The organism is Allobosea sp. AK1 (assembly GCF_006714945.1).
Classification (GTDB): Bacteria; Pseudomonadota; Alphaproteobacteria; order Rhizobiales; family Beijerinckiaceae; genus Allobosea; species Allobosea robiniae.
The window spans coordinates 2,431,605-2,455,790 of sequence record NZ_VFMG01000001.1 but is presented as its reverse complement, the minus strand read 5'-3'; the positions used below and the strand labels follow the sequence as shown (position 1 = coordinate 2,455,790).

Sequence of the window (24,186 nt, the reverse complement as noted above, 5' to 3'; positions counted from 1 at the left end):
GGCTCCGATATAGGCCGCCGGCTGGAATCATTCCAGCGGCATGGAATCACAGTCGCACGCCTTCAGGCGAGGGCGTCGATCTCCTCGTCCTCGAGATGGCCCGGCACGATGGCGACGGGGATAGGGAAGCTCGCCGAGGATTTGCCGGCGAGCGCGCTGACGAGCGGGCCCGGCCCCTTGCTGCTCGTGCCGGCTGCGAGCACGAGCAACGAGATATCCTCGTCCTCCTCGATCAGCTTGACCAGTTCGTCGGCCTTGTTGCCGATGCGCACGACCTTCTCGGGTTCGAGTCCCGCAAGGGTCCGTACGGCGGCGGCGGCCGTCTCCAGTCGCTTCTCGGCTTCGGCCTCGGCTTCGGCCTGCATGACCTCACCGACGCCGAGCCAGGTCTCGTGCTCGGGCGGGGTGGCGACGCCGAGCAGGACGATCGCCGCGCCGACACGGGCGCAGCGGCGCGCGGCGAAGCGAATCGCCTTGCCGCATTCCTCGCTGCCATCGACCACGGCGAGGAATTTCGGGCGATGGCCCGTCTCGTAGGACCGCCGTCTCTTGACCATGAACTGTCCTGCCGCCGCTTCAGGGACGAGCATGGTGGCCTGCGCCGGCCCCCCGGCGCAAGTGCACCCTACGTTACCGGCTGCGCACGAAGCCGACGATGTCCTTGACTTCGCGCATGATCGGCGCGGCGATCGCATCGGCCCGATCGGCGCCCGCGCCGAGGATGTCGTCGATATGCTTCGGCTCCGCCAGCAGGCGGCGCATCTCGCCGGCGATGGGCGCGAGCTTCTCGACCGCGAGATCGACCAGCGCCGCCTTGAAGCCGGAGAACTGACCGCCGCCGAACTGCGTAAGAACCGCCTGCTTCGACGTGCCGGAGAGCCCGGCATAGATGCCGACGAGGTTTTCCGCCTCCGGCCGGCCTTCCATCCCCTTCTCCTCGGAGGGAAGCGCCTCCGGATCGGTCTTGGCCTTGCGGATCTTCTGGGCGATCGCCTCGGCATCGTCGGTCAGGTTGATGCGCGAATAATCGGAAGCGTCCGATTTCGACATCTTCTTGGTGCCGTCGCGCAGGCTCATCACGCGCTGGGCGGGGCCCATGATCATCGGCTCGGGCAGCGGGAAAAAGCCGAGCTCGCCAGTGCCAAGACCACGCTCCGCGATCTGCGGCCCGAAATCATTGTTGAATTTCTGGGCGATGTCGCGGGTCAGCTCGAGATGCTGCTTCTGGTCCTCACCGACCGGGACATGCGTCGCCTTGTAGAGCAGGATGTCAGCCGCCATCAGGCTCGGATAGGCGTAGAGGCCGAGAGAAGCGTTCTCGCGATCCTTGCCGGCCTTCTCCTTGAACTGGGTCATGCGGTTCATCCAGCCGAGCCGGGCGATGCAATTGCAGATCCAGGCAAGCTCGGCATGGCCAGGCACCTGGCTCTGGTTGAAGATGATGCTGCGCTTGGGATCGATGCCGGCCGCGATATAGGCGGCCGTGACTTCGCGGATGGCGCGCTTCAGGTCGGCCGGGTCCTGCCACATCGTGATCGCATGCATGTCGACGACGCAAAACACGCAATCATGCGTCTTCTGCATCGCGACCCAATTGGTCAGCGCGCCCAGATAATTGCCGAGATGCAGCGTCGAAGTCGGCTGCATGCCTGAGAATACGCGCTGATGAAAACCCGACATGGGGCACTCCGTCGTCACGATGGAGAAGGGAAGCGGCGCTTCTGGCTCAACCCCGCCGCTTGCGCAAGGGGAGAGCACCGAAAGCCCCGAGCATCAGGCCCGCCGCGCCATAGGACGCCACCCCCCCGAGGCAGAGCAGGCCAAGCCCCCCGACCCGCTGCAGGGCCAGCTGATCGAAGGCCAGGAACGTCGCCAGCAGCCTGAGCAACAGCTCCAGAACGGCCAGCATGATAGCGCTGGCACCGAGGCTGGCGGCGATCGGCCGCAAGCTGCCGATGCTCGGGCGCCAGATTCCGTCCCGCAACAACGCTCCGCCGAGCAGGCAGGCCTGCGCCACGAAGGCGCATGTCGCCGCGAGCGCAGCCATTTCCGCCGCATTGCCCTGATCTGCCAGGCTGAACCCGACGAAGGCGGCGACGAGCACTGCGACGCCGCCGGAGATCAGCGGCAGGCGCGGCGCCCGGCGCGCGAAATAGACCTGGCCGAAGACCTTGGCGGCGATGGCGAAGGGCAGGCCGTAGCCGAACATGGCCAGCGCCGCCGCCGTCCGGGCGCGATCGCCGGCATCGAAGCGGCCATACTCGAACAGCGTCGAGACGATCGGCTCGGCCAAGGCGACGAGCGCCGTCGCGGCGGGCAGGGCCAGCGCGAGGCCCAGCGCCAGAGCCTGCCCGAGCATGGCGTCGGGACCCTCGCGATTCGCTGCCAGCGCCATGTCGGAGAGCACGACGGTGCCCATCGCGACCCCGACGAAGCCGAGCGGCAGCTGGAAGACGCGGTCGGCATAGTAGAGCGCGGCGACGGCGCCCGGCCCGGTCGAGGCGATCTGCGTCGCGACCAGCAGGACAAGCTGGGCGGCGGAAGCCGCGAGCAAGGTCGCGCCGCCGGTGCGAACGAGCCGCGTCATGTCCGGCGACCAGCGCAGGCTCGGGCGCGGCAGGCCGGGGCCACGTAGCGCCACGAGGATCATGACGAGATGGGCGAGACCGGTCAGGCTGGTGCAGAGCGCGAGCCATCGCGCCCCCGCTTCCGGCTGCGTCTCGCTGGCGTGCAGCAGCAACAGGACGACGAGCAGGATCGCGTTCATCAGCGCCGGCGCCAGGGCCGCGACGGTGAAGCGCTTCTCGGCATTGAGCAGTGCTGCCAGCATGGCGGCCAGCGTCGTCAGGAACAGGAAGGGCAGCATCAGCCGGGTGTAGGACGCCGCCAAAGCCAGGGTTTCGGGCGCCTCGGCGAAGCCACCGGCCAGGCCCAGCACGAGCCAGGGCGCGAAAAGCTCACCCAACCCGACGAGCACCAGCAACAAGAACCCGATCTGCGCAGCGGCCTCGCCGGCGAAGCCGCGCGCCGCCGCCTCGCCGCGCTCGCCCTTGATCGCAAGGTAGAGCGGCACGAAGGGCGCATTGAGCCCGCCCTCGCCCAGCACACGCCGGACGAGATTGGGCAGGCGCAAAGCCGCCAGGAAGGCGTCCGCGACCGGTCCGCCACCGAGCAGGCGCGCGATCAGCACGTCACGCGCGAAGCCGAGCAACCGCGATGCGACCGTGGCCGCACCGACCACAGTAGAATCGCGCGCGAGACGGGAGGATTCCGGCGCTGATGCCGCCGGTTTCTCCATCAGAGAATGAACCGGCTCAGGTCGGCATTCTTGGCGAGGTCGCCGATGCGCGCCTCGACATAGGCCGCATCGATCGTCACCGCCTCGCCGGAGCGGTCCGGCGCCGTGAAGGATATCTCGTCCAGAATGCGCTCGATCACAGTCTGGAGCCGGCGGGCGCCAATGTTCTCGACCGTGGAATTCACCTCGACGGCGATGCGGGCGATGGCGTCGATCGCGTCGGGCGTGAAGGTGACGGAGACCTCCTCGGTCGCCATCAGCGCGACGGATTGCTTGATCAGGCTAGCTTCCGTGTCGGTCAGGATGCGCTTGAAATCCTCGATGTCGAGCGGATTGAGCTCGACGCGGATCGGCAGGCGACCCTGCAGTTCCGGCAGCAGGTCAGAGGGGCGCGAGACGTGGAAGGCGCCGGATGCGATGAAAAGGATGTGGTCGCTCTTCACCGCACCGTGCTTGGTCGCGACGGTGGTGCCCTCGATCAGCGGCAGCAGGTCGCGCTGCACGCCCTCGCGGGAGACGTCTGCGCCGCCCTTGCCCTCGCGGGCGCAGATCTTGTCGATCTCGTCGAGGAAGACGATGCCGTTCTCCTCGACCTCACGGATCGCCGCCTGGATGATCGCATCCTGGTCGATCAGCTTGTCGCTCTCCTCGGCGAGCAGCGGCTGGTAGGCGTCCTTGACCAGGACGCGCTTGGGCTTGCCCTTCTGGCCAAAAGCCTTGCCGAGCATGTCGGAGAGGTTGATCGCGCCGATCGAGGCGCCAGGCATGCCGGGGACCTCGAACATCGGCGCGGAAGCTCCGGCGCCGGCCGCGACCTCGACCTCGATCTCCTTGTCGTCGAGCTCGTTGGCGCGCAGCTTGCGGCGGAAGGAATCGCGCGTCGCCTGGCTGGCATTGGCGCCCACCAGCGCATCGAGCACGCGCTCCTCGGCCGCGACATGGGCCTTGGCCTGGACATCCTTGCGCCGGCTGTCGCGCACCAGCGCGATCGCCACCTCCAGCAGGTCGCGCACGATCGATTCGACGTCGCGGCCGACATAGCCGACCTCGGTGAACTTGGTCGCCTCGACCTTGAGGAAGGGCGCGTTGGCGAGCTTGGCGAGGCGTCGGGCGATCTCGGTTTTGCCGCAGCCGGTCGGCCCGATCATCAGGATGTTCTTCGGCGAGACCTCCTCGCGCAGCGGCCCTTCGAGCTGCTGGCGGCGCCAGCGGTTGCGCAGGGCGATGGCGACGGCGCGCTTGGCGTCCCTCTGGCCGACGATGAAACGGTCGAGCTCCGAGACGATCTCACGAGGGGAAAATGACGTCATGATGCTGGCTTGTCCGAATGAAACTGCATGATGAGAGTGGTATCGGCGCTGCAAGTGACCTCCGGCATCGGCCGGAAGCCGGCCTTCCGGTAGGCTGCGACCGCGCGCCCGTTGCCGGGATCGGGATCGATGACGATGGTACGATAGCCCTGAGAGGACAAAAGCTCGCAGAAGCGGCGCAGCACGGCCGAGCCGATGCCCTGACCAAGCCGGTCGCCGTCAGCCAACGACAAATCCACGCCGACCGCCGTGGCCGGCACCTGCATCAGCCAGGGATTGTCGTCCGCCCATTCGGGACGCTGATGCGGCGCGACGTGCCAGAACTGGATGTAACCTGCAGGGCGACCCGCCACGACGAACAGAAACGGCCTGCAGGTCAGGTCGCGCCCTTCGACCATGTCGCGGATATAGCCGAGTTCGGTCTCCGGCTCGCCCCACCATTCCTGCCAATGGGGGCGCCTCAGCCAATCGGCCAGCAACGCATAATCGTCCCGCTCGACGGGTCTGAAGCCGATCTCGTCCTGCGTCACGCCGCCTCCAGCGTCTCGATGACGAGCGAATGGTTGGTGTAGACGCAGATGTCGCCGGCGATCTTCATCGCCTTGCGCACGATCGCCTCGGCATCGGGCTCGACATCGATCAGGGCGCGGGCCGCCGAGAGGGCGTAATTGCCGCCCGAACCGATCGCCATCACCGCGCCGTGCTCGCTCGCCTCGGGTTCGAGCACGTCGCCGGTGCCCGAGATCAGCAGCGAAACCTCCTTGTCCGCAACCAGAAGCATCGCCTCCAGACGGCGCAGATAGCGGTCGGTGCGCCAGTCCTTGGCGAGTTCGACGCAGGCGCGCAGCAACTGGGTGGGATATTGCTCGAGCTTCTTCTCCAGGCGCTCGAACAGGGTGAAGGCGTCGGCGGTGGCGCCGGCGAAACCGGCGATCACCTCGCCCTTGGCGAGGCGGCGCACCTTGCGGGCATTGCCCTTCATGATGGTCTGGCCGAGCGAGACCTGGCCATCGCCGCCGATGACGACGCGCCCGCCCTTGCGCACCATCAGGATGGTGGTGGCGTGCATGACGGGGACATTGCTGTTTTCGGACATGAGATGGCTAACCGGGGATCGAGACGGGGCGGCGGGTCACGCCAAACATGTTCAGGCGGGGCGGCTCTATCAAGAGGCAGGCCGCTAGACCACCCCGATAGGCCGTTTGGCGGAAGGCGGACCCTTCCCTTGAGTCAAAGCACTCTCTCAAAGACAAGCCAGCGCTTTCGACATGGCTGGAAAGCCCTGCCAAGGATCAGTTCGATCCTGCTACGGGCGAGTCCTTTCGCTGCGTTTAAGCATCGGCAGAAAAACAGAGAATTTTCACCCCCTTAAGCTTTTAAGCAGTTTTTTATCATTAACGCCCAAAGGTCAGAATTCAGAGCGGCTTCCATTGTCGGGAAGCCGCCTCGGGGCGCCATTCATGAAATCTATCCGCCTGAAAATCCTTGCCATGCTGGCCATCGTCGCCGGCGGGGCCATCCTCTCAGCGATCATCAGCCTGTACGGGCTGTACAAGGCCGACGACCTCAACACCCGCTCCGAAATCCAGGGCAATGTCGCTTTGCTGACCCAACGCATCAACGGCGTGGTCACGGCCGTGGTGATGGATTCACGCGGCGTCTACATGGCAAAGACGAGCAAGGAGGCCGAGCCTTTCGCCAAGGGCATCGAAGATCGCTTCCCGACGCTGCGCAAGTTCTCCGCCGATCTGCAGAAAGTCGCGCCGCCGGAAGAACGCGCTGTCGTCGACCAGATTGCCAAGGCGGTCGAAGAGTTCATCACCTTCCGGGCCGAGACCGCCCGGCTGGGCCGCGAGGTTTCGCCTGCGGCGGCCAACGAGCAGGGCAACAACGAAGCCAACCGCACCAACCGGAAGGCCCTGAACGACCTGCTGATCAATTTCAGCCAGCGCGTCGAGAAGGCCAGCATCGCGGTCAGCGACGAGGCGACTGCCTTCACCCGGCAGGTCCAGTGGTTGATGCCGGTCGTGCTGCTGATGACGCTGCTGGTTTCGGTCGGTGTCGCGCTCATCTTTGCTCAGCGCTCGATCACCCGCCCGATCCTGGATCTCAGCCGGGTCATGGAGAAGCTGACCGCCGGCGATACCCGCATCGACGTGCCTCATGCCCAGCGCGAAGACGAGATCGGCACGATGGCGCGCGCCGTTTCCGTGCTGCGCCAGAGCACCGAGCAGGTCGCCCTGCTGCAGGAGCAGGAACGGGCCGCGGCAGCCACGCGCCTCGCCAGGGCGCAATCGATGGAAGCGGTGGTCTCGGATGTCGGCGAGGTCGTCGCCGCGGCCGCGGCCGGCGATTTCTCGGCGCGCCTGCAGATCGAGGATGCCGACGAACAGATGCAGCGGCTGGTGGCCGGCATCAACGAGATCAACGCGGTTGTTGACGGGGCGACGACGGAGTTCGCCGGGGCGCTGTCTGCGATCGCGGGCGGGGACCTGACCAACCGGGTCGAGACGGCCTATCGCGGCCGCTTCGCCGAGCTGAAGGGCGCGATCAACGAGACGGTGGATCGCCTCTCCGACACGGTCGCGACGATCCAGACGACCTCGGCCGATGTCGGGCTGGCCGCGCGCGAGATCAACATGGGCGCGGACGACCTGTCGAAGCGCACCGAGGAGCAGGCCTCCTCGCTCGAGGAGACCGCCGCCACGACCGAGGAGCTCGCAGCCTCGGTCAAGGCCTCGGCCCAGGCCTCGAAGGATGCCGCCCGGATCGCCGACGAGGCGATGCAGGCGGCCGAGAACGGCGGCGCCATCGCCGGCCAGGCGGTCGATGCCATGGCCCGCATCGAGAGCGCCTCGCAGAAGATCTCCGACATCATCCGGGTGATCGACGACATCGCCTTCCAGACCAACCTGCTGGCGCTCAACGCCGCGGTCGAGGCGGCTCGCGCCGGCGATGCCGGCAAGGGCTTCGCCGTCGTCGCCTCGGAGGTGCGCACGCTGGCGCAGCGTTCGAGCGAGGCGGCCAAGGACATCTCCGGCCTGATCTCCTCGTCCAATGTCGAGGTCGGCGAGGGCGTCAAGCTGGTGCGGCAGGCCGGCGACCAGCTCAACCGCATCCTGGCGGCCTCGCAGAAGGTCGCGGCGACGATCGCCGACATCTCGGCCGCCTCGGGCGAGCAGGCCAACGGCATCGACGAGATGAGCCAGGCGGTGGCGCATCTCGACGAGATGACCCAGCAGAACGCGGCTCTCTCCGAACAGAGCGCGGCCTCGGCCAACGCGCTCTCCGGCCGGATCGAGCAGCTCAACGGACTGGTCGCGACCTTCAAGACCGGGCGCGAGCCCGCCAGCCAGACGGCTTATGCGCAACCGGCCACGCCGGCCCGCGCGAAGGCGCCGATGCGAGCCGCCAGGCCGGCCCCCGCCGCCTCCGGCGAGCCGGAGCGGCTGCGGCAGCTCGCCGAGGCCGCCTTCGTCCAGTCCCGTGCCCCCGCCCCGCGCAAGGTCGCCAATGGCGGCCGGGCCAACGATTCCGGATGGGAGGAGTTCTGAGGCCACCAAGCCTTCGAACATCTTCGAACACGACACGCGCGGCGCCCGAATGGGCGCCGTTGGCGTTTCGAGGAGAAATTTTTGCTCGCCGCCTCTTGTCGAGGCGCTTGATCGGCCTATCTCCGTGACAGGCGCCGGAGCTTTGCTCCATCACGACGCCGCCCTCGCACATTCAATCCGTGACGTTCCTCGGCCGACTCGCTGGAGTCGATCGATACCGCACCGCTTGCTGACAGGTCCCGACGGGGATGTCTGCGACAAGCGGTTTCAGCCGTCACCACAACAGGGAGACGAAAACCATGCAGATCAGCCAGGTTCTTCAGGCTCTCGGCCAGTTCGCTTCCGGCCTCGCGCCGGTTAGCCGTTCCGTCCGCCCGCTCGAGATCGATTTCGACACTGCAGACGCCCTCGGTCCCTTCGAACAGGCCGCCATCGGCCAGTGGAAGACCGAGGACGGGTCGATCCTGATCGACCTCCGGCCCGATGGCCAGTTCCACAAGGCCAAGCCCGCCGCCGGCGCCAAGCATGTCGGCCGCTATGCGGTCGATCGCTCGAAGCTCTATTTCGAGGGCGAGACCGGCTGGGTCGCGCTCGGGAAGCTGAAGCGCGGTACGCTCAGCATCGGCGAGAAGCGCTTCCGCAAGGCGTAATCGCGAGCGCTCGACAAAGAAGGGCCGCGCTTCCCAAGGGAGGCGCGGCCTTTTCTTATAGACGCGGGAAATCAGTAGCCGACCGTGAAGCGACGGCGGCTGTGAGCCGGCTTTTCCAGCTCATCGACCAGGGCGATCGCATAGTCCTCCGCCGAGATCGAACTGTTGCCCTTGTCGTCGACCAGGAGCTGATCGGTCCCGAGGCGGAATTGTCCGGTGCGCTCGCCCGGCTGGATCAGGGCCGAAGGGGAGAGGAAGGTCCAGTCGAGGTCCTGGTCCTGCTTCAGCAGATCGAGGAAGACGCCGCCCTTCCGGGCTTCGTCGAGATAGATGGCGGGAAATTCCCGGGTGTCGAAGAGCTTCACGCCCGGCGCGACCTCGAGGCTGCCGGCGCCGCCGACCACGAGATAGCGCTTCACGCCGGATTGCTTCACCGCCGCGAGCAGGAGCTGCGGGTCGCTGGCGGAGAAATGCACGGCGCTGATGACCGCATCGTGGCCGGCGAGGAGCTTGGCCAGCCCGTCCTTGTCGAAGACGTCGCCCTTGATGGCGGTGACGCCCGCCAGAGCGGCGATCTTTTCGGGATTGCGAACGATGGCGGTGACGGCATGGCCGCGGGCGGAGAGTTCGGCCAGCAGGCGCGAACCGATGAATCCGCTGGCGCCGATCAATACGACTTTCATGACAGGGGCTCCTAGTTGTGGTATCCAATGGATACCTGCACTCCAATAGAACCTATCTGACCCTGCCGCGCCGCCCCGTAAAGAAGGCACTTTCACGCGACATGGTCACCTCCGGGAAACCGCCATGCTGAAACGCCCCGACCCTTTCCAGGCGCTCTGCCCGACCCGGCGCGTGCTCGACCGCATCGGCGATACCTGGGCCGTGCTGATCCTGATCGCGCTCGACGACGGCACCTTGCGTTTCAACGAACTCAGGCGCCGGATCGAGAACATCTCGCAGAAGATGCTGTCGCAGACGCTGAAGAGCCTAGAGCGCGACGGACTGGTGCGGCGCGAGGTGTTCGCGACGGTTCCTGTGACCGTCGAGTACTCGCTGACCGAACTCGGGCGGACGCTGGCGCAGACGGTCAACCAGCTCACCCTCTGGGCCGAGGCCCATATCGGCGAGGTCGAGGCGGCGCAGCAGCGCTATGATCGCGGCGGCGCCTCGGCTTAAGCCCGGACTCGGGAACGCTGGCGTTTCCACCGATTTCGTGTATATGCCCGGGCAACCGGCTTAACCAGCCGGCGGCGCGACCCCTCCGCGATGAGGCGGCTCGCGGACTTCGGACCTTGCTGGACGACATCCCGGCCTGGCCCGCCAGATCAACCCGAACACGAGGATATCACGATGTCGATCACGGCCGAGCGCAAGACCGCGCTCATCAAGGAACACGCCACCAAGCCGAACGATACCGGCTCGCCGGAAGTGCAGATCGCGATCCTCACGGAGCGCATCACCAACCTCACCGGCCACTTCAAGTCCCACAACAAGGACAACCACTCGCGCCGCGGCCTGCTCAAGCTGGTCTCGCAGCGCCGGTCCCTGCTGGACTACCTGAAGGGCAAGGAAGAGGCCCGCTACAAGACGCTGATCGAGAAGCTCGGCATCCGCCGCTGATCGAAAGCCGACGGTTTCCGCCCGGTGCGACCTGCTCCGGGCGGCTCCTTCTCAGGTGAGGCCGCCATGGGGCGAGCCGCCTGACTGCCGCGGCGGCCGCATGGGGCGGCCCTCCCGCGTGACCCGCCGGGCGCCCAAGACGTCCATGGCAGGATCGCCGAGCGCCCGGACGCGCAATCTCGCATGATCCGGGTGTTCCGCCGTCTTGCCCATGGGCCTGAAGGCACCGGACGGGTCAAAACCCGACCGAAAGATATAAATCCATGTTCGACATCCAAACCGAAGAACTGATCTGGGGCGGCCGCAAGCTCGTCCTCGAGACCGGCAAGGTCGCCCGCCAGGCCGATGGCGCCGTGCTCGCCACCTATGGCGAGACCGTCCTGCTCGCGACCGTCGTCTCGGCCAAGGAGCCGAAGCCGGGCTTCGACTTCTTCCCGCTGACCGTGAACTACCAGGAAAAGACCTTCGCGGCCGGCCGCATCCCCGGCGGCTACTTCAAGCGCGAGGGCCGTCCGAGCGAGAAGGAGACGCTGGTCTCCCGCCTGATCGACCGCCCGATCCGCCCGCTCTTCGTCGAAGGCTACAAGAACGACACCCAGGTCGTCGTCACCGTGCTCCAGCATGACCTGGAGAACGATCCCGACATCCTCGCGATGGTCGCAACCTCGGCTGCGCTCACCCTCTCCGGCGTGCCCTTCATGGGCCCGATCGGCGGCGCCCGCGTCGGCTATATCGACGGCGCCTACAAGCTGAACCCGACGATCGAGGAGATGAAGGACTCGGTTCTCGATCTCGTCGTCGCCGGCACGCAGGACGCCGTCCTGATGGTCGAGTCGGAGGCCAAGGAGCTTCCCGAGGACGTGATGCTCGGCGCCGTGATGTTCGGCCACAAGCATTTCCAGCCGGTGATCGACGCCATCATCCGCCTGGCCGAGAAGGCCGCCAAGGAGCCGCGCGACTATACCCCGGCCGACAACTCCGTCGTCCTGGACGCCGTCTTGAAGCTCGTCGATGCCGATCTGCGCGCCGCCTACAAGATCACCACCAAGGCCGAGCGCTACAAGGCGCTGGACGCCGCCAAGGCCAAGGTCGCCTCGCTGATCTCGGCCGAGCCGGACGGCAAGACCACCTTCACCAAGGAGCAGGTCGGCGGCCAGTTCAAGGAGGCCCAGGCCAAGGTCGTGCGCTGGACCATCCTCGACGACGGCACCCGCATCGACGGCCGTGACCTCAAGACGGTCCGCAAGATCGTCGCAGAGGCCGGCATGCTGCCGCGCACCCACGGCTCGGCCCTGTTCACCCGCGGCGAGACGCAGGCGCTGGTCGTGACCACGCTCGGCACCGGCGACGACGAGCAGTTCATCGACTCGCTGGAAGGCACCTACAAGGAAACCTTCCTGCTGCACTACAACTTCCCTCCCTACTCCGTCGGCGAGACCGGCCGCATGGGCTCGCCCGGCCGCCGCGAAATCGGCCATGGCAAGCTCGCCTGGCGCGCGATCCGTCCGATGCTGCCGGCGAAGGCGGAGTTCCCCTACACGATCCGCGTCGTCTCGGAGATCACCGAGTCGAACGGCTCCTCCTCGATGGCCACCGTCTGCGGCACCTCGCTGGCACTGATGGATGCGGGCGTGCCGCTGAAGTCGCCGGTCGCAGGCATCGCGATGGGCCTCATCCTGGAAGGCAAGCGCTTCGCCGTGCTCTCCGACATCCTCGGTGACGAGGACCATCTCGGCGACATGGACTTCAAGGTCGCCGGCACCGCCGCGGGCATCACCTCGCTGCAGATGGACATCAAGATCGCCGGCATCACCGAGGAGATCATGAAGGTCGCCCTCGACCAGGCCAAGGGCGGTCGCGATCACATCCTTGGCGAGATGAACAAGGCGCTCTCCGCCTCGCGCAGCCAGCTCGGCGAGTTCGCGCCGCGCATCGAGACGATGAAGATCCCGGTCGACAAGATCCGTGAAGTCATCGGCTCCGGCGGCAAGGTCATCCGCGAGATCGTCGAGAAGACCGGCGCCAAGGTCAACATCGAGGACGACGGCACCATCAAGATCGCCTCGGCCGACGGCAAGTCGATCGAAGCCGCGATCAAGTGGATCAAGTCGATCGTCTCGGAAGCCGAAGTCGGCGTGATCTATGACGGCACCGTCGTCAAGATCATGGAGTTCGGCGCCTTCGTGAACTTCTTCGGCGCCAAGGACGGTCTGGTTCATATTTCGGAGCTGGCCGCCAATCGCGTCCAGAAGGTCTCGGACGTCGTCAAGGAAGGCGACAAGGTCAAGGTCAAGTTCCTCGGCCAGGACGAGCGCGGCAAGATCCGCCTCTCGATGAAGGTCGTCGACCAGGCCACCGGCGAAGACCTCACCGAGAAGCTCAAGGCCCAGCGCGAGGCCGACAAGGCCCGCGAGAAGCAGGGCGCGGCCGAGTAATCGCTGCCCGCCAGCTTGTGTAAAACAGGACGCCCCGCATCGGATGATGCGGGGCGTTTTTCGTTCGCGCGGCATGTCCCGCCATGTCCGGGCAGCGTCCTTGCTAGTCTTCCGTGAAAGCCGGAGTGCCTGCCCATGAAATCCTTCGTCGTTCCCGCCATTGGCGCTTCGTTGCGCTACCATGACATCGCCGGCGACGGCCCGGCCCTGCTCATGATCCATGGGCTTGGCTGCGCCTCCTCCTGCGATTATCCGACCGTCGCAGCCGATCCGGCCTTGCGGGGCCGTCGCATGCTGCTGATCGACCTGCTGGGCTCCGGCTTCAGCGATCGGCCGGAAGCGTTCGGCTATACGATCGTGGATCACGCCCGCTGCATCGTCGCGCTGGTCGATGCGCTGGAACTCCCCCGGGTCGATCTCTTCGGACACAGCATGGGCGGCGCCGTCGCCATTGCCGCAGCTGCGATACTGGGGCCGCGCCTTGGCAGGCTCGTCGTCGGCGAACCCAATCTCGATCCGGGCGGGGGCCAGTTCAGCCGCGGCATCGCGGCGATCCCGGAAGCGGAGTATTGCGCCAGTGGCCAGGATGCGATCGTGCACGCAGCCCAAGCCGAGGGCAACGATATCTGGGCAGCCTCGCTCGCCCGCAGCGCTGCCTATGCGGTGCAGCGGACAGCGCGTTCGCTGGTCGAGGGCAGCGACCCGACATGGCGGAGCACCCTCGTGTCACTGCCCGTGCCGCGCACGCTGATCATCGGCGAGCTGTCACTGCCCTATGATGATGCGGCGGGACTGCCCGAGGCAGGAGTCGAGATCGCTATCGTGCCGGGGGCCGGGCATTCCATCCCGTGGGACAACCCGGCCGGTCTCGCTGCCGCCATCGCGGCTGGCTTGTCTCTGGCGCAACGTGCCGGGAGGTGATGACGCGTCACTTACAATAGTCTAGACATATGCCGACCCATGGAGACTGGCATGTCCGACCACCGCATCGCCTCGCTCGACGACCTCGCCCACGCCTATCCCAACCCGATGGCCCCAGCGTCGCTCTTCAAAGAGATCGATCATGTCGACGCGAACTACGCAGCACTGATCGCCGCCTCGCCGTTTTTCGTGCTCGCGACGGTCGGTCCGGAGGGGCTGGATTGTTCGCCGCGCGGGGATTTGCCGGGCTTCGTTACGGTCCGGGACGCGAAAACGCTCCTGATTCCCGACCGAAAAGGCAATAACCGTCTGGATTCCTTGAAGAATATCCTGTCCGACGATCGAATCGGAATGCTCTTCCTGATCCCCGGTTGCGGCGAGACGCTGCGCGTGAACGGACGCGCGAAGATTTCCTGCGACCCTGAGTTGTTATCGCAGTTCGAGATGGCCGGGAAGCTGCCGGCGAGCGTCATGGTCGTCCATGTCGAGGCCGTCTACTTTCAGTGCTCCCGCGCGGTGGTGCGGGCAGAGCTTTGGAACTCGGAGCGGCAGGTCGACCGGCGCAACCTGCCCTCGCCCGGCACGATTCTGCGCGACATTACCGCGCGCAACGTCGCGGTCGAGACCTTCGACGGCCGGGCCTATGACGAGGCGCTGCCGGGCCGGGTCAAGGCGACGCTGTATTGAGAAGGTGTCAAAGTCGGCAACAGCCGACTTTGATGGGGGAAGGAAGAACTCACAGCAGCCCTTCGTTCCCGGCCAGCGTCTTCAGGCTGATATCCGGCCGGGCGCCGACATGCGAGATGATCTCGGCCGCCGCCAGCGCGCCGAGACGAAGCGAATCGCGGGTCTCGCGGTTCGAGGTCAGGCCGTAGAGGAAGCCCGCGGCGAAGAGATCGCCGGCGCCGGTCGCGTCGACCACGCGCTCGATCGGGAAGACCGGCTCCTCGACGATGCCGTCCGGCGTCACCGCCAGCGCGCCCTTCTCCGAGCGGGTGACGACGGCAAGGATGTTCTCGGCACGCAGCGCTGCCAGCGCGGTGTCGAAATCCGCGGTCTCGTAGAGGCTCTTGAGCTCGTGCTCGTTGGCGAAGACGAGATCGACCATGCGGTTGCGGATCAGCCCGACGAACTCGTCGCGATAGCGGTCGACGCAGAACGAGTCTGACAGGGTGATGGCGACGCGGCCACCGGCCTTGTGGGCGATCTCCGAGGCCTTGCGGAAGGCTTCCTTGGCCGCCGGCGGATCCCAGAGATAGCCCTCGAGATAGACGATATCGGCGTTCTCGACGGCCCTGGCGTCGACGTCGGCGACGGAGAGGCCCTGGCAGGCGCCGAGATAGGTGTTCATCGTGCGCTCGCCATCGGGCGTGACGATGATGAAGGAACGCGCGGTCGCCGGGCCTTCCGTCGCATCGGCCGTGCCGAAGGCGACGCCGAGCGAAGTCAGGTCATGGCGATAGAGCTTGCCGAGCTCGTCGCCGCGGACCTTGCCGATGAAGGCGCCCTTGCCGCCGAAGGAGGCGAGGCCGGCGATGGTGTTCGCGGCCGAGCCGCCCGAGATGATCCGGGCCGGGCCCATCGCGGCATAGAGCGACTCGGCACGCGGCTCGTCGATCAGCATCATCGCGCCCTTGGTCAGCTTCTGCGCGGCGAGGAAATCCTCCTCGGCCGAAGCGAGGACGTCGACGATGGCGTTGCCGAGGGCGAGGACGTCCGTGCGGGTCTGGGTCATGGCTCTAGCTCTGTCCGGAGGGCGCGGCCCGTCGGCCGATTGGGAAGATGCTGGCCCTGTCGCATCCGCATGCCGTGCGGTCAAGCCGGGCGCTCAGGCCGGATCGCGCCGGGCGGCGGCCTCGTCGAGCATGCCGGCGAGGCGGCGCAGATCGTCGCTCTCCAGCAAGCCGATCTCGCGCGCCAGCCGGTTGGCGAAGAGCGTCGCTTCGGGATCGAGGCCGGCTGTGTCGATGGTCACGCGCGGATGCGAGAGGTCGGCGAGGCGGACGAGCTCGTCGGCCTCGTCCCAGATCACGCCGAGGAGATGGATCGCGCCCTGGATCAGCGTGAAGGTCGGGCGGCCGCGCTTGCCGTGTTCCAGCGCCGAGAGATAGGCCGGCGAGACACCGAGACCCTCTGCCATCTGAGCGAGGGTCATGCCACGCGCTTCCCGCAATTCGCGCACGCGCTGGCCGAAGGGCGTCACGGCCCGTGTTCCCGCAGGCGGCGCAGGCGGACATAGAGCGCGCCAGAGCCGCCATGACGCTGCTCGGCCTCCTCGAAGCCCAGGACCAACGTGCGCAGCTCGGGCAGGCGCAGCCAATGCGGCACCATCCGACGCAGCACGCCACGCTCGTCGCCGAACAACGCCAGCGCCGGCGCGCCCTTGCCGGTCACAACCAAGGCGATGCGGCAACCGCGTCGCTGCTCGCGGCGAAGGAAGGCGTGGAGCGCCAGATGCGCCTCGTCCTGCCGCATGCCGTGCAGGTCGATGGAGGCGTCGACGCTCTGCTGGCCGCGGCGCAGTTGCGTGCGCAAACGCCGCTCGATCGGCGCCAGCGGCGGGGCTGCGGACGGTGCAGCTTTCACCGGCAACGCCGTCGCAACGGCGCGCATGGCGGCGTCTGTCGCTAGGGGGACTGCCTGTTCGGGAACCGGCTCGGGCTCGACCGGCGCGCGGCCGGGCAAGGGCTTGACCGAGCGCGCGACCTGGCGCCAGAGCGCGATATCGGCCTCCGTCAGGGTCTTTCCGCGACGCGCGCGCATCTCAGCGCGGCCAGAGCACGGTGAAGGCGACGGGATGGCGAATCAGGCCGGCGCGATGGCCCGCCGCTGCCCCCGAGCCGACGAAGAGATCCATGCGGGCCGGGCCGAGGATAGCAGAGCCGGTATCCTGCGCGATCATCAGGCGCGCGAGATGCTCGTCGCCGCCGACCCCATCCGGGATCGTGGCGTCGATCCAGACCGGCACGCCATAGGGCCAGGCCGTACGATCGACCGCTATGCTGCGCATCGGCGTGAGCGGCAGGCCGGCGCCGCCGATCGGCCCGCTTTCGGCGGAAAGATCGTCGCGGCGGGCGAAGAAGACGAAGGATTTGTTCAGGCGGATCAGGTCGCGGGCAAAGCCGGCATCGGCTTTCAGCCGGGCGATCAGCCGGTCCATGGTCATCTGCTCGGGCGGGATCGACTCGCGCTGGCTGAGCACGCGCCCGAGCGAGGTGTAGGGATGGCCGTTGCGACCGGAATAGGTCAGGCGCGTGACCGATCCATCAGGCAGCCGGACGCGGCCCGAACCCTGAACCTGCAGGACGAAGCGATCGACGGGGTCGCGCAGCCAGAGGATTTCGAGGCCTTGCCCGTCGAGCGCGCCGGTCTCGATCGCGGTGCGGTCCGGGAAGGGCTCGAAGCCCTTTTCCGTGCGACGCGCGGCCGAAAGCGCCTTGTCGAGGCCTGGCCAGTCATTCTCGGAGAAACGCGTCACCAGATCCTTCGGCCGGTCATAGAGCGGCGTCGGGAAGGCGTCGGAGCGGGTCAGAGAGCCTTCGAATTCCGGCTCGAAATAGCCGGTCGTAAAGCCGGTTTCGCCGCCTTCCGGCCGGATACGCCAGAACGAAAAGTTCTGCTCGAAGAAAGTCCTGGCCTGCTCGCGATCGACATTCCCGGCGGCAACCAGCGCCTTCGCCTTGTCGCAGACGGCGGTGAGCCGCTCGGGAAGCGGCACGCCCTGGCGCAACGGCGGATCGGCCATGCATCCCTCCGCGAAGATGGCGAAGGCCCTGGCGTGATCGTCCTGCGCCCAGCCAGCGAGATCTGCTGGCAAGAGCGCCTCGGCGCGGGCTCCTGGAGGCAGCGGGGGCGACGAGGCCATGGCGGTCACGGGTGCAAGGGCCAGGATCGCGGAAAACGCCAGTGCGACACCGGCGCCGCCACGCTTCACGCCGCGGATTCGGTGGCCACGAGCAGCCAGTTGGGGTCGCGGCTGCCGAGCTGGCGCGAGAAGGTCCAGATGTCGTTGACCTCCGAGACCTGTTCGGCGCTGCCATCGACGACCGCACCCTGCGCGTCGCGGGTGACGCTGATCAGTTGCGAGACAAAGGCGATCGTGACCTGGGCGGTCTTGCCCTTGACGTCCACGGCAGCGAGATCGGCCTTGTCGATCGAGACGAAATTCGATTCCGCCTTCTCGCCGCGCTTCTCGCGCTCGGAGATGGCCTGCTCGAAGCCGTCATAGACCTCCTTGGCGAGGAGACCCTTCAGCATCTTGCGGTCGCCGCGGGCGAAGGCGGTGACGATCGCCTCATAGGCGGCCTTGGCACCGCCGACGAATTCATGCGGATCGAAACCGGGCTCCTGGCGGATCACCGCCTCGATGCCGGCGCTGACGGGCGAATCCGGCGCGGCCAGATCCTTCCAGCGCTCGGCCGCCGGCAACTCCGGTGCGACCGGGTCGTTGGCGGCGCCCGGCAGGCGGATCACATTGTCGCGCTTGTCCGGTGCTTGCGCCTGATCGGGCCGCATCGGCGGCGTCTCGCGGCGGGCGAAAGGGTCCTTGGGCTGCTCGTTGCCGGTCTTCTGGCCGAGCACGGAGCGCAGCTTCCAGGCCACGAAGACGGCCAGGACCAGGAAGACCAGAGTCTGCATGTCGAAGGAATTTTGCATCGAAAGCTGACCCGCGGCTCCCCGTTGTTACCCGGCCCATCCGCGTCCGCGCCGGGCCTTCACCTTCATATGGTGAGACTGGCTCGTAACATCCACCCCTCCGCTTGTGAAGGCGACTTCTTGTGCCGGCACGGCGTCCATGATAGCCGACGCGCGCGCCGCTCCATAGCATGGAGCGCAGTCCCGAGTGCCGGCAGAGGCGCGGGATTTCCCGAGACAGCCTGCCAGAACAAGATGGGACCGATGGCCAACGAACTCCCCAACGGCAATGGCGCCGGCGCCGAAGCGGCTCCGAGCCTGAACGCCCTGATCCAGTACACCAAGGACTTTTCCTTCGAGAACCCGAAGGCGCCGCGCTCGCTCGCCCAGCAGGAAGCCCAGCAGGGCCCCCAGATGTCGCTGCAGGTCAATGTCGGCTCGACCGCTCTCGCCGACGACGATTACGAGACCGTGCTGCGCCTCGAAGGCAAGGCCGAGCTCAAGGGCGAGACGCTGTTCGCCTTCGACCTGAGCTATGCCGGCGTGTTCCGCCTGCAGAACATCCCGCAGGAGCACATCCACCCCGTTCTGGTGATCGACTGCGCCCGCCTGCTCTTCCCCTTCGCCCGGCAGATCATCGCCGAGGCCGTGCAGAACGGCGGCTTCCCGCCCTTCTACGTGCCGCCGATCGACTTCGCGCAGCTCTTCCAGCAGCGCCTGCAGGAGCTCGAGGGCCAGCAGGGCACCGCGACCAACTGATCGGTCACGGTACCGAAAGACCTGACGGAAGGGCCCTCACGGGCCCTTTCTTCGTTTATTGCCGATGATTGTTGTCCTTGCAGGACAACGCCCCTCTCTCCATGTGCGTGGGATCGACGGCGGACGCCCCAACCGGGACGCCCGCCTTTTCCGTATCCGATGGAGACCTGATGGACGCCCTTCTGACGCTTGCCGCCGACCCCGCCGTATGGGCCGCGCTCGGGGCACTGATCGCCATGGAGGTCGTGCTCGGCATCGACAACCTGATCTTCATCTCGATCCTGACCAACAAGCTGCCGGAGCATCAGCGTTCGAAGGGCCGCAGGATCGGCATCGGACTGGCGCTGATCATGCGTCTCGGTCTGCTCGGCACCGTCGCCTTCATCGTCAAACTCACCGCGCCGATCTTCACGGTCTTCGGCCAGGCCTTCTCCTGGCGCGATCTCATCCTGATCGCCGGCGGCCTCTTCCTGGTCTGGAAGGCGACGAAGGAAATCCATCACAAGGTCGATCCCGATCCGGAATCTGTCCTCGCAGAAGGCGGCACGCGCGCCGCCACGCTGGGCTTCGGCGCGGCGATCTTCCAGATCCTGATCCTCGACCTGGTGTTCTCGATCGACTCGATCATCACCGCCGTCGGCATGACCGAACATGTTCCGGTCATGGTGATCGCCGTCATCGTCGCGGTTTTGACGATGCTGCTCGCCGCCGATCCGCTGGCGCGCTTCATCGACAGGAACCCGACGATCGTGATGCTGGCGCTGGGCTTCCTGCTGATGATCGGCGGCACGCTGATCGCCGAGGGCTTCGGCGTGCATGTGCCGAAGGGCTATATCTACGCCGCGATGGCCTTCTCGGCCTTGATCGAGGCGCTCAACATGCTGTCGCGCCGCAGGGCACGATAAGCCGCCCTGCACGAAAGGCGACGCGGCTTACTGGGCCGCGTCGTCCGTGATGCCGAGATAGCCCTTCCAGAGCGGCGCCTTCAGCGAGCCGAGGATGAAGGCCTCATGCGCCTTGAGCGCCTCTTCGCTGAGGCGCGGGGCCAGCGGGCGCTGACGCTGCGGCTTCTCGACCGCCGCCATGGCGAGGCCGGGGCGGCCGGCCGAGGCCTCGACGCCGAGACCAAGCGAGGCCTGCTTGCCGCCGATCAGCTCGATATAGACCTCGGCCAGGATCTCGGAATCGAGCAGGGCGCCGTGCTTGGTGCGGCGGCCGTTGTCGATGCCATAGCGCGAGCAGAGCGCGTCGAGGCTGTTCGAGGCGCCCGGATGCTTGCGACGCGCCATCGACAGGGTGTCGACCACGAAGCCCTGCTCGATCGGCGGCAGGCCGAGCCGCTTGAACTCCATGTTGATGAAGCCGACGTCGAAGGCCGCGTTATGGATCACCAGCTTGGCGCCAGCGATGAAGTCGGCGAATTCATCGGCCACCGCGGCAAAGACCGGCTTGTCCGAGAGGAACTCTTCCGAGAGGCCATGGACGTTGAACGCTTCGATCGGCATCGAGCGTTCGGGATTGATGTAGACGTGGAAGGTCCTGCCGCTCGGGCAGTGATTGAGCAGTTCGACGCAGCCGATCTCGACGATGCGGTCGCCGTTATTGGCTTCCACGCCGGTGGTTTCGGTATCGAGAACGATCTCGCGCATCGCTTCAGGACCTCGCTTGCGCACCGCGCCCGGGACGGCCGGCGAGCGCCATCAGGATAGAACCGACCTGCCGCTCGGCGGCCATCAGACCGTGCGACGTGTCCACAAGGAAATGGGCACGGCGGCGTTTCTCCGCGTCCGGCATCTGGCGCGACAGGATCGCGTCGAGCTTTTCCGCGGTCATGCCGGGGCGGGCCAGGACGCGCTGACGCTGGACTTCGGCGGGCGCCGTCACCACGAGGACGGCGTCGCAGCGCGCCTCGCCTCCGGTTTCCAGCAGGAGCGGCACGTCGATGATGGCGAGTTCCGCGCCCTCCCGGCGGCAGCGGGTGAGGAAGGCCTCCTCCTCCTCACGCACCAGCGGATGGATGATCGCTTCGAGCCGACGCAAGGCATCGGGCTTGCCGAGTACGGCCGCGCCCAGCTTTGCGCGATCGACCGCTCCATCGATCACCGTACCCGGGAATGCGGCTTCGATCGGCGCTGCGGCCCGGCCGCGATGCAGACGATGCACGGCCGCATCGGCATCGTGCAGGGGCACGCCGCGCTGCACGAAGAGCTGCGCGGTCGTCGATTTTCCCATCCCGATCGAGCCTGTCAGGCCCAGCACGAAGGTCATGGCTGCTCCGGCGAATCAGGCCTTCAGGATATCGGCTTCGATGAGCGCACGAAGCGCCGGCGTCACCTGCGGCGTCACGCCGAACCAGCGGGCGAAGCCGGGCGAAGCCTGATGCAGCAGCATGCCAAGCCCATCAACGGGAACGCCGCCACGCCGTTCCGCCTCGGCCAGCAACGCGGTCTTCAAGGGGACATAGACGATATCGTCGACGATGGTTCCCGGCCGTAAAGCGGCGAGATCGATTTCCAGCGATGGTTTGCCCTGCATGCCGAGGGCCGTCGTGTTGACGATGAGATCGGCCTCGCCGACGAGGCAGTCGCGCTTCGCCCAATCGCCCGCCTCCAGAGGATCACCAAGAGCGGCGACCAGTTCGGCCACGCGTTCGGGGCTGCGGTTGACGACAAGAATGCGCGCGACCCCGCGTGCTTTCAGGCCGTAGCAGATACCGCGTGCCGCGCCGCCGGCGCCAAGGACGAGCGCCGTGCCGACCCGCCCCTGCCAGCCCGGCACCGTCGCATCGAGATGGGCGAGGAAGCCGCCGACATCGCTGTTGTCGGCGATGATCCGGCCGCCTTCGCGCCAGAGCGTGTTGACCGCGCCGACCGCTCGGCCGGCATCGCTGACCTCGTCGACCAGGGCCATCACTGCTTCCTTGTGGGGCACGGTGACATTGCCGCCGGTGAATTCGCCCTCGCGCAGGCGGGAGATGAAGGCCGGAAGATCGACCGGCGCGACATCGATCCGCTCATAGGTACCGGGAAGCCGATGCTCGCGCAGCCATTCGCCATGGATCAGGGGCGAGCGCGAATGGGCGATGGGATGTCCGATGACGAAGCAGCGAGGCGGCATGAAGGGAGTCCGTTAACCGGCGAGGCAATCGAGATCGCGCAGGGACGCGAGCACCGCAAGCAGCGGCAGGCCGAGAATGGTGAAATGGTCGCCCTCGACCTTGTCGAAGAGCTGGGCGCCGGGCCCTTCGAGCTGATAGCCGCCGACGCTGGACAGGGCGGCCGGACCGGCGCCGGTCAGATAGCGCGCGATGAAATCAGGCTGGAGTGTGCGCATGGTCAGGCGTGCGGCCTCGAGGCCTTCGGCCAGCGGCGCGCCGTCTCGCGCGATGACGAAGGCTGAATGGAGCTCATGGCTCCGGCCAGCGAGCGCTGCGATCTGGCGTGCCGCCCCGGCGAGATCCGCCGGCTTGTGAAAGGCGATGCCACCGCAGGTCAGGGTCTGGTCGGCGGCCAGCACGAGGCGGCCGGGGCAGTCGCGGGAGACAGCCAGCGCCTTCGCACAGGCCAGAGCGGCCGCAACCTGATCCGCCGGCACGCCGCGATCGACCAGGGGCTTCTCGACGGCGCGCTCGTCGATCTCCGGCTTCACCACTTCGACCGGGATACCGACGGCCAGGAGCATGTCGCGCCGGGTCGCGCTGCCGGAGGCGAGAATCAACGGCTCGGGATCGAGCCAAAGGCTGGTTGATGCGCTCATGTCGCGATGAACTTCATGCGGTGGTCGCGAAGCAGGTCGAGAATCGAGGCCGCGGTTTCCTCGATCGAACGGCGCGTCACGTCGATCACCGGCCAGCCCTTGCGGGCGCAGAGACGGCGCGATTGCGTGACCTCATCGGCGACGGCCGTGGGATCGACATAGGAGGTATCGTCATCGGCGCGCAGCGAGAGGAGGCGGTTCTGGCGGATCTGGACGATGCGATCGGCGCTAGCGATGAGGCCGACGATCAGAGGCTTGCGCGCACTTTCCAGTTCCGGCGGCAGCGGGATATTCGGCACCAGCGGGATATTGGCGGTCTTGATACCGCGATTGGCGAGATAGATGCTCGTCGGCGTCTTGGAGGTCCGGCTGATGCCGACCAGGATGACGTCGGCATTGTCGAGATCGCCGCCCATCTGCCCGTCATCATGCAGCAGCGTGTAGTTCATCGCGTCGATGCGGCGGAAATATTCGGTGTTGAGCACATGCTGCGCGCCCGGCTTCGGCGCCGATGCCTGGCCGAGATAGGACTGGAACAGCGAGAGCACGGGCTGCAGCACCGACAGGCAGGGACAGCCGAGCTCGCGGCAGAAATTCTCCAGTTTCTCCTGCCATTCCGGCTCGACCAGCGTGTAGAGCACGACACCGGGCGAGGCCTCGATCTCGGCGAGGACGCGGGCAAGCTGCGCCTCGGAGCGAACCAGCGGATAGACATGCTCGATCGCCGAGACGGTTTCATATTGCGCGGCAGCGGCCCGGCTGACGGCGATCAGCGTCTCGCCGGTCGCATCCGAGACCAGATGCAGATGGAAATAATTGCGGACCACGGCATCCCCCGGCCTGAAGCGTGTTTATCCTCTAGCGCGCTTTGAGCGCGACCGGAATCACCGCGACGAGAATTGACGCAGCTGGCGTTTCCCTCCCGCGGTTTCGGAACGACCGGGTTATCCCGGGCCGTGGGGAGCAGTGTGGACAACCGAACAGGAAACGCAGGCCGAGTGGCGGCTCTGTATAACCCGCCCGAACCATCAACAGCCGCCCAGCTGTGAATGGTAAACAAAGTGTTTCACGTGAATCATTTTGGAAGACGGCGAGCTGCCCGCCGAATTCAATTCGTTAATAAAGCCTTAACCGGTGACCGAGGCCCCGCGCGGCCCGCGACTCGCTGTCCCAGTGGCTGTGGATCGGTTGTGGACAGAATTGCGGCGGGCTATCTCCCTGCCTCCAAGAGTCAAAACAAAAGAT

Annotated in this window: 26 protein-coding genes; 9 read left to right on the top strand and 17 right to left on the bottom strand. The window is 66.7% G+C overall.

Going from position 1 to position 24,186, the window contains the following annotated elements; translation table 11 throughout:
- Positions 1 to 62 precede the first annotated feature (62 nt).
- The 6 genes from FHT98_RS12165 to hslV all read right to left on the bottom strand — a co-directional run bounded on the left by FHT98_RS12165 (position 63) and on the right by hslV (position 5,704).
- Positions 63 to 557 carry a universal stress protein gene (locus FHT98_RS12165; RefSeq protein ID WP_061971136.1) on the bottom strand — a complete coding sequence of 165 codons (495 nt, stop codon included), beginning with the start codon at positions 555 to 557 and terminating at the stop codon, positions 63 to 65.
- A gap of 73 nt (positions 558 to 630) precedes the next feature.
- On the bottom strand, positions 631 to 1,680 hold the full coding sequence (gene trpS, locus FHT98_RS12160; protein WP_061971137.1) for a tryptophan--tRNA ligase: 1,050 nt from the start codon (positions 1,678 to 1,680) through the stop codon (positions 631 to 633).
- Positions 1,681 to 1,726: 46 nt separating this feature from the next.
- A complete protein-coding gene (gene murJ, locus FHT98_RS12155) occupies positions 1,727 to 3,298 on the bottom strand; it encodes a murein biosynthesis integral membrane protein MurJ (protein ID WP_142114177.1) in 1,572 nt (523 codons plus the stop codon).
- Positions 3,298 to 4,608, bottom strand: coding sequence for an ATP-dependent protease ATPase subunit HslU (gene hslU / locus FHT98_RS12150; RefSeq protein WP_142114176.1), 1,311 nt, complete (start codon positions 4,606 to 4,608; stop codon positions 3,298 to 3,300). The genes murJ and hslU overlap by 1 nt, the downstream gene beginning before the upstream one ends.
- The gene (locus FHT98_RS12145) at positions 4,605 to 5,138 is read right to left on the bottom strand and encodes a GNAT family N-acetyltransferase (protein ID WP_091857702.1); all 534 of its coding nucleotides are present in this window, start codon (positions 5,136 to 5,138) and stop codon (positions 4,605 to 4,607) included. Before FHT98_RS12145 ends, hslU begins: the two co-directional genes overlap by 4 nt.
- The gene (hslV, locus tag FHT98_RS12140; protein ID WP_274532901.1) at positions 5,135 to 5,704 is read right to left on the bottom strand and encodes an ATP-dependent protease subunit HslV; all 570 of its coding nucleotides are present in this window, start codon (positions 5,702 to 5,704) and stop codon (positions 5,135 to 5,137) included. Before hslV ends, FHT98_RS12145 begins: the two co-directional genes overlap by 4 nt.
- Positions 5,705 to 6,068: 364 nt before the next feature.
- On the opposite strand from hslV, the gene FHT98_RS12135 reads away from it, so the two are divergent.
- Together FHT98_RS12135 and FHT98_RS12130 are read left to right on the top strand one after the other, a co-directional pair.
- On the top strand, positions 6,069 to 8,162 hold the full coding sequence (locus tag FHT98_RS12135) for a methyl-accepting chemotaxis protein (RefSeq protein WP_185745136.1): 2,094 nt from the start codon (positions 6,069 to 6,071) through the stop codon (positions 8,160 to 8,162).
- Between the two features lie 299 nt (positions 8,163 to 8,461).
- The gene (locus FHT98_RS12130) at positions 8,462 to 8,812 is read left to right on the top strand and encodes an Atu4866 domain-containing protein (RefSeq protein WP_061966648.1); all 351 of its coding nucleotides are present in this window, start codon (positions 8,462 to 8,464) and stop codon (positions 8,810 to 8,812) included.
- A 71-nt stretch (positions 8,813 to 8,883) separates the two neighbouring features.
- On the opposite strand, the gene FHT98_RS12125 is transcribed toward FHT98_RS12130, so the two are convergent.
- Positions 8,884 to 9,495: an NAD(P)-dependent oxidoreductase gene (locus FHT98_RS12125; protein ID WP_142114174.1), complete on the bottom strand. Its 612-nt coding sequence runs from the start codon at positions 9,493 to 9,495 to the stop codon at positions 8,884 to 8,886.
- 124 nt (positions 9,496 to 9,619) lie between these two features.
- Here FHT98_RS12125 and FHT98_RS12120 point away from each other — a divergent pair, with 124 nt between their 5' ends.
- The 5 genes from FHT98_RS12120 (at position 9,620) to FHT98_RS12100 (ending at position 14,478) form a co-directional block, all read left to right on the top strand.
- Positions 9,620 to 9,991: a winged helix-turn-helix transcriptional regulator gene (locus FHT98_RS12120; protein WP_200959620.1), complete on the top strand. Its 372-nt coding sequence runs from the start codon at positions 9,620 to 9,622 to the stop codon at positions 9,989 to 9,991.
- Positions 9,992 to 10,165: 174 nt separating this feature from the next.
- Positions 10,166 to 10,435: a 30S ribosomal protein S15 gene (gene rpsO / locus FHT98_RS12115; protein ID WP_061966650.1), complete on the top strand. Its 270-nt coding sequence runs from the start codon at positions 10,166 to 10,168 to the stop codon at positions 10,433 to 10,435.
- 263 nt (positions 10,436 to 10,698) lie between these two features.
- The gene (gene pnp, locus FHT98_RS12110; RefSeq protein WP_142114173.1) at positions 10,699 to 12,870 is read left to right on the top strand and encodes a polyribonucleotide nucleotidyltransferase; all 2,172 of its coding nucleotides are present in this window, start codon (positions 10,699 to 10,701) and stop codon (positions 12,868 to 12,870) included.
- 135 nt (positions 12,871 to 13,005) lie between these two features.
- Positions 13,006 to 13,791, top strand: coding sequence for an alpha/beta fold hydrolase (locus FHT98_RS12105; RefSeq protein ID WP_142114172.1), 786 nt, complete (start codon positions 13,006 to 13,008; stop codon positions 13,789 to 13,791).
- A 51-nt stretch (positions 13,792 to 13,842) separates the two neighbouring features.
- Positions 13,843 to 14,478 carry a pyridoxamine 5'-phosphate oxidase family protein gene (locus tag FHT98_RS12100; RefSeq protein ID WP_142114171.1) on the top strand — a complete coding sequence of 212 codons (636 nt, stop codon included), beginning with the start codon at positions 13,843 to 13,845 and terminating at the stop codon, positions 14,476 to 14,478.
- Between the two features lie 49 nt (positions 14,479 to 14,527).
- Here FHT98_RS12100 and FHT98_RS12095 read toward each other — a convergent pair whose 3' ends face one another.
- The 5 genes from FHT98_RS12095 to FHT98_RS12075 all read right to left on the bottom strand — a co-directional run bounded on the left by FHT98_RS12095 (position 14,528) and on the right by FHT98_RS12075 (position 18,447).
- Entirely contained in the window at positions 14,528 to 15,526 is a 999-nt protein-coding gene (locus tag FHT98_RS12095; RefSeq protein ID WP_091862817.1) for an adenosine kinase, read from the bottom strand.
- Positions 15,527 to 15,619: 93 nt separating this feature from the next.
- Complete coding sequence (locus FHT98_RS12090) at positions 15,620 to 15,994, bottom strand: helix-turn-helix domain-containing protein (RefSeq protein WP_142114170.1); 375 nt, start codon at positions 15,992 to 15,994, stop codon at positions 15,620 to 15,622.
- Complete coding sequence (locus FHT98_RS12085; RefSeq protein ID WP_061966656.1) at positions 15,991 to 16,554, bottom strand: Smr/MutS family protein; 564 nt, start codon at positions 16,552 to 16,554, stop codon at positions 15,991 to 15,993. The genes FHT98_RS12090 and FHT98_RS12085 overlap by 4 nt, the downstream gene beginning before the upstream one ends.
- A 1-nt stretch (position 16,555) precedes the next feature.
- Positions 16,556 to 17,725, bottom strand: a complete 1,170-nt coding sequence (gene mltA / locus FHT98_RS12080) for a murein transglycosylase A (RefSeq protein ID WP_142114169.1) — start codon at positions 17,723 to 17,725, stop codon at positions 16,556 to 16,558.
- Entirely contained in the window at positions 17,722 to 18,447 is a 726-nt protein-coding gene (locus tag FHT98_RS12075) for a Tim44/TimA family putative adaptor protein (protein WP_091862805.1), read from the bottom strand. The genes mltA and FHT98_RS12075 overlap by 4 nt, the downstream gene beginning before the upstream one ends.
- 243 nt (positions 18,448 to 18,690) lie before the next feature.
- Between FHT98_RS12075 and secB the strand changes: the two genes are divergently transcribed.
- Positions 18,691 to 19,185, top strand: a complete 495-nt coding sequence (gene secB, locus FHT98_RS12070) for a protein-export chaperone SecB (RefSeq protein WP_061966659.1) — start codon at positions 18,691 to 18,693, stop codon at positions 19,183 to 19,185.
- 170 nt (positions 19,186 to 19,355) lie between these two features.
- Positions 19,356 to 20,090: a TerC family protein gene (locus FHT98_RS12065; protein WP_091862802.1), complete on the top strand. Its 735-nt coding sequence runs from the start codon at positions 19,356 to 19,358 to the stop codon at positions 20,088 to 20,090.
- Positions 20,091 to 20,117: 27 nt separating this feature from the next.
- Here FHT98_RS12065 and dnaQ read toward each other — a convergent pair whose 3' ends face one another.
- From dnaQ to FHT98_RS12040, 5 genes are read right to left on the bottom strand one after another with little or no spacing between them, the layout of a single operon-like run.
- Complete coding sequence (gene dnaQ / locus FHT98_RS12060) at positions 20,118 to 20,834, bottom strand: DNA polymerase III subunit epsilon (protein ID WP_091862799.1); 717 nt, start codon at positions 20,832 to 20,834, stop codon at positions 20,118 to 20,120.
- Between the two features lie 4 nt (positions 20,835 to 20,838).
- On the bottom strand, positions 20,839 to 21,453 hold the full coding sequence (gene coaE, locus FHT98_RS12055; RefSeq protein ID WP_061966662.1) for a dephospho-CoA kinase: 615 nt from the start codon (positions 21,451 to 21,453) through the stop codon (positions 20,839 to 20,841).
- Between the two features lie 15 nt (positions 21,454 to 21,468).
- Positions 21,469 to 22,302, bottom strand: a complete 834-nt coding sequence (locus FHT98_RS12050; protein ID WP_142114168.1) for a shikimate dehydrogenase — start codon at positions 22,300 to 22,302, stop codon at positions 21,469 to 21,471.
- A 12-nt stretch (positions 22,303 to 22,314) separates the two neighbouring features.
- Positions 22,315 to 22,941, bottom strand: a complete 627-nt coding sequence (locus FHT98_RS12045; RefSeq protein ID WP_142114167.1) for a Maf family protein — start codon at positions 22,939 to 22,941, stop codon at positions 22,315 to 22,317.
- A complete protein-coding gene (locus FHT98_RS12040; protein ID WP_061966665.1) occupies positions 22,938 to 23,768 on the bottom strand; it encodes a pyruvate, water dikinase regulatory protein in 831 nt (276 codons plus the stop codon). Before FHT98_RS12040 ends, FHT98_RS12045 begins: the two co-directional genes overlap by 4 nt.
- Positions 23,769 to 24,186: the final 418 nt, after the last annotated feature.